Annotated in this window: 1 protein-coding gene; it reads right to left on the reverse strand. The window is 79.1% G+C overall.

What is annotated here, in order from left to right:
• Positions 1–95: 95 nt before the first annotated feature.
• Positions 96–646, reverse strand: a 551-nt coding sequence (locus ABD067_RS00865) for a MotE family protein (protein WP_408871486.1), incomplete at its 5' end; no start/stop codon positions are given.

Raw genomic sequence — 646 nt, forward strand, 5'->3', positions numbered from 1 at the left:
CCCCGCCGCCAGCGCCAGCCGCCGATGCGGGCGCGCCGGGCGCAGCACCGGGCCGCAGGGGCTCGGCGGCGTCGGCGTGGTCCCGCGCGCCGCCATCAGCCGCGCGCGCCGAGGGCCGCGCGGTGGCGGGCGAGTTCCGACGTGAGGGCGCGCGCCCGGTCCGGGCGCATGGCGCCCAGGATCGGCGCGGCCTTCGCTTCTCGCAGGCGGTCCACCAGCGGCACCAGCACCGGGAGTTCCAGGTCGTCGAATATCGCCGCCGCCTCCCGCGGCCGCATACCCTCGTACAGCTTCACCATCTGCCGCCAGCCCGCCTCCTCGCGCTCCGCCCTCTCGCGCTCGCGATCGGACCGTTCGCGCTCGGACCGCTCGCGTTCGGCCGCGCCGGCCGCGGCGGCTTGGCGCTGCAAGGCCGACAGTTCTTCCAGGCGCCGCGCCGCTCGCCGCTCCGCCGCTTCCGCCGCCACCTCGCGGGTGAGCAGCGCTTGTTCCCTGGCGTCGAGCTCGGCCCGGCGCGCCCGCAAGGCTTGCAGGAGTTCCCGTTCGGCGCGCTGCTCGGGCGTCGTGGCATGGTGCTGGTCCGGGCCGGGCGGATGGGGCGCCCCCGGCTGGGGGCCTTCGCCGCCGGGCGCGGCGGGCCGCGGGC

This window comes from Craurococcus roseus (assembly GCF_039523795.1).
In the GTDB taxonomy this organism is placed as follows: Bacteria; Pseudomonadota; Alphaproteobacteria; order Acetobacterales; family Acetobacteraceae; genus Craurococcus; species Craurococcus roseus.